Raw genomic sequence first — 290 nt, 5'->3', positions numbered from 1 at the left:
CAAGCGACCACATGGCGATCTGCTTGGTGCCGCCCGAGACCAGATCGCCCTTGCGCGGATCGAAATAGTCGAAACCGTTGACCTGAACCTCCCACAGCCCGTCCTTGCGCTTGCGCAGGTCCACATCGGGCTGGCCCATCAGCCAGAAGGACTGGTTGGAACTGCGGCCCTTCTTCAAGTCTTCGGTCAAAAGGTCGGTGTTCATCTGCGCCTTGAGCAGCGTTACGCCCGGCCAGTTCACCTCGGCGATGTCTTTCGCAGCCTCAGGGTCAAAGGTGAAGGCGCAGAAT

Annotated in this window: 1 pseudogene; it reads right to left on the bottom strand. The window is 60.0% G+C overall.

Annotated features, from left to right (window positions below):
• A pseudogene (locus tag AF337_RS25450) lies at positions 1-290 on the bottom strand (hypothetical protein); the annotation flags it as partial.

This window comes from Rhizobium ecuadorense (genome assembly GCF_001187535.1).
Classification (GTDB): domain Bacteria; phylum Pseudomonadota; class Alphaproteobacteria; order Rhizobiales; family Rhizobiaceae; genus Rhizobium; species Rhizobium ecuadorense.
The sequence above is the reverse complement of the archived record's forward strand: the minus strand, read 5'-3'. Positions and strand labels throughout refer to the sequence as shown.